We start from the raw sequence: 6,526 nt of genomic DNA, 5'->3' as shown, positions 1-6,526 counted from the left end.
GAACCGTGCACGCTGATGCGAAGTTCATTGGCGCCGGCCATCAGGGTGCCCGGCCTGGTGCGGAAGACACCGAGCGGGCCGGGGCGGACATGCACGCCGTACGCTGCCACCGGCCGTTCGCCAGCCGCTTCCAGAACGCCTTCGTCGATCATCAGCCCGGCACCGCCGTCGCCCTCTTCCCCGGGCTGGAACATAAATACGACGCTCCCGGAGATGTCCTGCTGCTGTGCGGCGAGCAGCCGGGCGGCGCCTACCAGGCCCGCGACGTGAAGGTCATGGCCGCAGGCATGCATCGCCCCGTTGGTGGAGGCGTACTCCAGGTCGGTGAGTTCCTCGACGGGCAGGGCATCCATGTCGCCGCGCAGCAGCACCGCCGGGCCCTCCTCGCCGCCGCGGAGCACGGCAGTCACCGAACTGAGGGAACGGCCGGTGGTGATTTCCAGGCCCAGGCCGTCCAAGGCATCCAGGATCCGCTCCTGGGTCTTCGGCAGGTGCAGCCCAACTTCCGGCTCGCGGTGCAGCTCACGGCGCAGCGATACCAGCCCGGGCAGCAATGCCAGTCCTTCGGCAGCAAACATGTCCATCCTCACGGTCATTCCAACAGCAATCGGAGCATTGCACCCCGGACGAAGTAAACCACTCCGGCGCTCCGGAAGGCACCGGCCACGGCGTGCGCCTGCACGGCAGTACTCAATCCGTAACCAAATACACCGAATATGTCACTGCCTGCTCTCCGCCTCGCGGCGGAGCCGCCCGCCCGGCCCTCCGCCATAAACTGTGGCCATGATCGAAACTCCCCTGCCCGGGCAAGCAGCCGAACGTCCTCTCGGTCCCGAGGCCTCCCTCGAACGCCGGGGCCTGGCAGGGTGGTTCCGGAACCTGCGCCAGAGCATGCCGTGGCGGGCCGACGACGAGTGGGAACGCCCCGGCCCCGGAGCGGAGGGCCTGCGCCGGGACATCGTGGGCGTTGGCATTGCGCTGGTCCTCAGCGCCTTGATGCTCGAGCTGATGCGCGGATTCGCCTTTGGCGGCGAAGAGACGGGCAACCCCTGGAAACAGCATCTGGCCCAGGCGGTGCTGTTCCTGCCCCTGATCCTGCGGCGCCGGTACCCGGTGGCAGTGATGGTCCTCAGCTCCGCGACATTCCTGGTGGTGGGCCTCACGGTTCCGGAAATTTTTGGACAAATCGGCTTCCAGGCCGCTTATTTCGCCTCTCTGTACAGTGCTGTGGCGTGGGCCAGGAACCGGCGGATCCTCTGGCTGGGCGTCACTGTGGTGGTGGCGGCGATGGCCCTGTGGATCGTCCTGAACCTGGCCCTGTCCAGCGGCTACGACGAAATGATCGCTGCTTTCGGCCTGAAGGCCGGGGAATCGTATGGACTTCTCCCGCCCATGACCTCCTACGCGTTGTACACCTTTGTGGTCAACGCCGCCTATTTCGGCGGTGCGATCATGTTCGGCATGAATTCCTGGCGCAGCGCCCATCAGCGCGAGCAGCTCGCCGACCAGGCCGTCCAGCTGGAATGTCAGACAGCCGATCTGGCGCGCAAGGCGGTTGTGGAGGAACGGCTGCGCATCGCCCGCGAGCTGCACGACGTCGTCGCGCACCATATTGCCGTGATCGGCGTGCAGGCCGGCGCGGCCCGGCGGGTTATGGCGAAAAAGCCCGAGGCCGCCGCCGGTGCGCTGCAGACCATTGAAGCGTCCTCCCGTGACGCGGTCGCGGAGATGCGGGCCCTGCTGGGTGTCCTGCGGTCGACCGACACGGAAAGTCCGGAAACGGACCCGGATCGGCAGCGCCAGCCCGAACCCGATATCGATGATCTTCCCGCGCTCGTTGAGGAGTACCGCGGCAACGGCCTGGCCGTCATCTTCAACCAGGTCGAAGATGTCCCGGGAGCGCTGGCCGGGCTGCCCGCCCCGCTGGCGCTGTCCGTCTACCGGACGGTGCAGGAATCGCTGGCTAACGTCCGCCGGCACTCAACCGCGGGCTCCGCCGTCGTCGCCCTGCGCACCGGCACCACCGCCGATCCGGCGGGGAACCAGCGCTGGGTGGAAGTGGAAACGGTCGACGGCGGCCATCCCCGCCACGGCACGGCGGGCTCCGGTTACGGGCTGCGCGGAGTCCGTGAGCGTGCGGCGCTGCACAGGGGCACCACGGAGATCGGTCCGCGCGACGGCGGCGGCTGGCGGGTGCGGGTCCGTTTTACCCTGCGCTAAGGGCGGTTGGCGCCTCCTCTCCCACCGCCGGTAGGTTAGGTTCCGGGGGTGGCACCGGGCTGCCGGAAGAATGAAGGACTGAGATGGAACCGATCCGCCTGCTGCTCGCCGATGACCAGGCGCTGGTCCGCTCCGGCTTCGCCATGATGCTCTCCGTCGAGGAGGAGATCGAGGTTGTCGGACAGGTGACCAACGGCCAGGAGGCCGTGGACTTCGCGGCGGCGCACCCTGTGGACGTCATCCTCATGGATGTGCAGATGCCCGTGCTGGACGGCATCCGTGCCACCGAACAGATTGTGGACGCCGGCCTGGCCAAGGTCATCATCCTCACCACCTTCGAACGCGACGACTACCTCTTCGACGCGATCCGCGCCGGCGCCAGCGGCTTCCTGCTGAAGAACGCTGACCCGGATGACCTGGTCAGCGCGGTGCACGCGGTGGCCGGCGGCCATGCCCTGCTGGCACCCGAGGTGACCGTGCGGGTGATTGAACGCTTCGCCCGCCAGCTCGACGCCGAGCAGGCCGCCGCGGACGCGGCCGTTCCCACCGGGCCGCACTCCGATCCGGCGCAGCAGAAACTGCTGCAATCACTGACCGCCCGCGAGCGCGAGGTCCTGGAGCTCGTTGCCACCGGGCTGAGCAACGCGGAGATCGCCTCCCGAATGTTCGTGGCCGAAGCGACCGTAAAAACCCATGTCTCCAATCTGCTGGCCAAGGTCCAGGTGCGGGACCGGGTGCAGGCGGTGGTGTTCGCCTATGAATCCGGACTCATTCTTCCGGGCGAGGGCGGCAGCGCGGCCTAACCGGCGGATTCACCCGGACGGCCGATCCGCTGATCTCCACTTGTTCCTAAGGTTGAGGAAGTAGTTAGTCCACAACCTCCCGGTATCCCCGGGAAAGGAGCAGTCCCCCATGCTGCAGGTCCAAAATCTCACCCGCCGCTTCGGCGAGAAAACCGCCGTCGACGCGGTGAGCTTTGATGTCCCATCCGGTCAGATGACCGGGTTCGTTGGTGCCAACGGCGCCGGCAAAACCACCACCATGCGCATGATCATGGGGGTGCTCACGGCCAGTGCCGGCGAGGTCCTGCTCGACGGCGCCCCGCTCACGGCCGATGCCCGTTCCAGTTTCGGCTACATGCCCGAGGAACGCGGCCTCTACCCCAAGCAGCCGATCCTGGACCAGCTGGTGTACCTGGGCCAGCTGCACCGGATGAGCCAGTCCGCGGCCCGGAAAGGGGCCCTTGACCTGCTGGACCGCTTCGGGCTGGGCGGGCGGACGAAGGACAAGCTGGAATCGCTCTCCCTTGGCAACCAGCAGCGGGTGCAGATTGCTGCGGCGCTGCTGCACCGCCCGAACGTGTTGATCCTGGACGAGCCGTTCTCCGGCCTGGATCCGGTGGCCGTGGATTCCATGGTGGAGCTGCTGCGCGAGCGCACCGCTGCCGGGGTGCCGGTGCTCTTCTCCAGCCACCAGCTGGATCTGGTCGACCGGCTCTGCGACAACATGGTGGTCCTGCAGCAGGGCCGCGTGATCGCCTCCGGCACCGGGGATGATCTGCGGGCCAAAGCCGTGAACCGGCACCGCATCACGGTCTCCCCTGACGCCGGCTGGGTCCGGGACGAGCCCGGTGTGCAGGTCCTCGACGTCGCCGGGCCCACCGCCATCCTGCAGTTCGACGACGCGGCGGCCAGCCAGCGGCTGCTCGCCACCGCCCTTACCCGCGGCTCCGTGGAGGAGTTCGCCCCGATCCGGCCGTCCCTGAGCGAAATCTACCGTGAGGTCACCGCAGCATGAGCACCACCGCCCGCCCCACCCCGCCGTGGGCCATCGTCACCCTGCGCGAAGTCATGGTCAAAGCCCGTGACCGCAGCTACCTCATCTCCACACTCGTCACCCTGGTGCTGATTGTCGGTGCGGTGGTCTTCAACGCCTACCTCAGCACCAAGGCCGATGAATACACCGTGGCTGTCACGGATACCGCCGGAAGCGCCGTCGTCGCCATTGCCCACGAAACCGGGCAGGCCGACGGCGGGAACACCAGCTATGAAGCCGTGACCACAGATTCGACGGACGAAGCCCTGGAGCTGGTGAAGTCCGGGGATGCCGAAGCCGCCTTGACTCAGGAGAACGGCGGCACCTGGACCCTGACCGGCAACGAGGAGCTGTCCGGCGGCCTGCAGCAGGGACTGGCTGAGGCCCTGCGCGCCCACGCCCTGGCGCTCAACGCCACAGACGCGGGAACCACCCCGGAGGCACTGCTTGACGGCAGCGAATTCGCAACCGCGCTGCTGGACGGCAATACCGAGAACCAGTTCCTGGCCCAGTTCGCCGGGTTCGTCTTCGCGTTCCTCTTCTACATGGCCGCGATCGTCTTCGGCATGGCGATTGCCACCTCGGTGCTGGAAGAGAAGCAGAACCGGGTGGTGGAAATCCTCGCCACGGCCATTCCGATCCGGCAGCTGCTCTACGGCAAGGTCGCCGGCAACACAATCCTGGCCATGATCCAGCTGGCCCTCTACGCCGGAGCGGCCCTGCTCACCCTGACCTTCACCGGAACGGCAGACACCGTGGGCACCATCATCCCGGCGTCGGGCTGGTTCCTGGTCTTCTTCCTGGCCGGGTTCCTGATCCTTGCCTCCGCCTGGGCCATGATCGGCTCGATGGCCTCACGATCCGAGGACCTGAACAACAGCTCCGGGCCGGTGCTCACCGTGATCATCGTGGCGCTGTTCGGCGGTCTGTTCGCCAAGGGGCAGGTGCTGATGATCGCGTCCTTCGTGCCGGTGGTCTCCTCCGTGGCGATGCCGGTGCGGATGCTCAGCGGAGAGGTTCCGCTGTGGGAAACGCTGGTGTCCCTGGCTCTGGCCCTGGCCGCTGCGTACGCCCTGCTGCGCTTCGGTGAGAAGATCTACCGCCGCGCCGTGATGCAGAGCGGCGGCGCCCTGACCCTGCGCAAGGCAATGAAGCTGGAGCAGTAGCGCCACCGCTCAGGTGAAAAAGCGGCCGGTGCTGGTTGGGGAATTCCGAACCAGCACCGGCTGCTTTTATGCCCGGACTTCGGCGGCGGAGCCACGGCCCGGGCTCCCGCTCCGCCAGATGATGGCGGCCCCCGAAGCGATGACCAGGCCGACGCCGGCCACCGCCGTCGTGCTCAGCCCTTGGCCCAGGGCGATGGCGCCAACGACGGCGGCGGCTGCCGGATCTATCGCGAAGAGTGTCCCGACCACCCGCGGGGAGGTTAGTTTCGTGGCCAGGAAATCCAAGGTGTAGGCGAGGGCGACCCCCAGCAGCGCGGACACCAGCACAGTGGTCCACTCCGAAGCACCCAGCCGAGGAACGGCCGGCGCGGAAAACGGCAGGAGCAGGACGGCTGCAACCGCAACGGACAGCGCCAGGCCCTGGATGCCTGCACTGTCCTCGCCCACCCGGCCGGCCATCAGCGTATACAGACCGAACGCGACCGCCGCCCCCAGGCCAAAAACGACGCCGGGCAGGTCGAAGCCCGTATGGACTCCGGCAACAGCCGCCACGCCCAGGAGGGTCACGGCGGGCAGGATCCGGTCCAGGCTGCCTTTCGCCCCGAACCCGGCGACCGCCAGCGGGCCGAGGAACTCGAGCGTTACCGCCAATCCGAGGGGAATTCGCTCGATAGCGCTGTAGAGCAGCACGTTCATGGCGGCCATGGCCGCTCCGTACAGCAGGATCCCGGCCCATGCCCGCGGGCTTATGGCCCGGATTCGCGGGCGGGCAATTGCCAGGAGGATGAGGCCAGCGACCGACAGCCGCAGGCCGCTGGTACCCAGCGGCCCCGCAATGGCAAAAACGGTGCTGGCGAGCACTGACGATATCTGGATGCTGATCGAACCGACCAGCACAAAGAGTGCGCCCAACAGGGCGCGCTGACGCGGGGAGAGATTCTGGAACACGGGAAACCATTTCTGGGCAGACCGAAGGACCGGTCGTTGACGGGGATGTCAGACGACAGGCAGCCGCTCAGGAAATGAAGGTAGGAGAATCCGCGGTGCCCGTCAGGGGCGCGTGGACGGTCCCCTGCGGGCACTGCAGCCCAGGTTGCTCATCGGGTCCATACCCGAAGCCTATTGACGGGTCCGATCCGGTGGCAAATATGTCCTTCAGGCCGTCCCTCCCGGGAACCGCGTTCCTCCCCGCAGCCCAGGGTGCACCCTGGGCAGGTCCGCAGCCGGGCTAGGGCTGGGCCGGCGGCTCGCCAGTGGGCGGTGTGCCCGTTGGACGTTCGCCGGTTGGAGGTTCGCCGGGGCCGCCCGCACCGGGCGCACCCCCG

Annotated in this window: 6 protein-coding genes; 4 read left to right on the top strand and 2 right to left on the bottom strand. The window is 67.6% G+C overall.

Features of this window, described 5'->3' with window-relative positions; genetic code table 11:
- Positions 1–584, bottom strand: a 584-nt coding sequence (locus RTN46_RS16010; protein ID WP_396157944.1) for a M20 family metallopeptidase, incomplete at its 3' end; no start/stop codon positions are given.
- Between the two features lie 199 nt (positions 585–783).
- On the opposite strand from RTN46_RS16010, the gene RTN46_RS16005 reads away from it, so the two are divergent.
- The 4 genes from RTN46_RS16005 to RTN46_RS15990 all read left to right on the top strand — a co-directional run bounded on the left by RTN46_RS16005 (position 784) and on the right by RTN46_RS15990 (position 5,201).
- Positions 784–2,220, top strand: a complete 1,437-nt coding sequence (locus RTN46_RS16005; protein ID WP_312182871.1) for a histidine kinase — start codon at positions 784–786, stop codon at positions 2,218–2,220.
- A gap of 83 nt (positions 2,221–2,303) precedes the next feature.
- The gene (locus RTN46_RS16000) at positions 2,304–3,023 is read left to right on the top strand and encodes a response regulator transcription factor (RefSeq protein ID WP_312182869.1); all 720 of its coding nucleotides are present in this window, start codon (positions 2,304–2,306) and stop codon (positions 3,021–3,023) included.
- A 109-nt stretch (positions 3,024–3,132) separates the two neighbouring features.
- Entirely contained in the window at positions 3,133–4,017 is an 885-nt protein-coding gene (locus RTN46_RS15995) for an ATP-binding cassette domain-containing protein (protein WP_312182868.1), read from the top strand.
- Positions 4,014–5,201 (top strand): ABC transporter permease, encoded by a 1,188-nt coding sequence (locus tag RTN46_RS15990; RefSeq protein ID WP_312182866.1) that lies wholly within the window; start codon positions 4,014–4,016, stop codon positions 5,199–5,201. Before RTN46_RS15995 ends, RTN46_RS15990 begins: the two co-directional genes overlap by 4 nt.
- Positions 5,202–5,267: 66 nt before the next feature.
- Here RTN46_RS15990 and RTN46_RS15985 read toward each other — a convergent pair whose 3' ends face one another.
- A complete protein-coding gene (locus RTN46_RS15985; protein ID WP_312182865.1) occupies positions 5,268–6,149 on the bottom strand; it encodes an EamA family transporter in 882 nt (293 codons plus the stop codon).
- Positions 6,150–6,526 lie beyond the last annotated feature (377 nt).

It is taken from the genome of Arthrobacter sp., assembly GCF_031988865.1.
Lineage (GTDB): Bacteria > Actinomycetota > Actinomycetes > Actinomycetales > Micrococcaceae > Arthrobacter_B.
The sequence above is the reverse complement of the archived record's forward strand: the minus strand, read 5'-3'. Positions and strand labels throughout refer to the sequence as shown.

What these genes read in the sequence shown, in the direction of transcription:
- RTN46_RS16005 (WP_312182871.1), top strand. Translation starts at nt 784, where the DNA reads ATGATCGAAACTCCCCTGCCCGGGCAAGCAGCCGAACGTCCTCTCGGT.
- RTN46_RS16000 (WP_312182869.1), top strand. Translation starts at nt 2,304, where the DNA reads ATGGAACCGATCCGCCTGCTGCTCGCCGATGACCAGGCGCTGGTCCGC.
- RTN46_RS15995 (WP_312182868.1), top strand. Translation starts at nt 3,133, where the DNA reads ATGCTGCAGGTCCAAAATCTCACCCGCCGCTTCGGCGAGAAAACCGCC.
- RTN46_RS15990 (WP_312182866.1), top strand. Translation starts at nt 4,014, where the DNA reads ATGAGCACCACCGCCCGCCCCACCCCGCCGTGGGCCATCGTCACCCTG.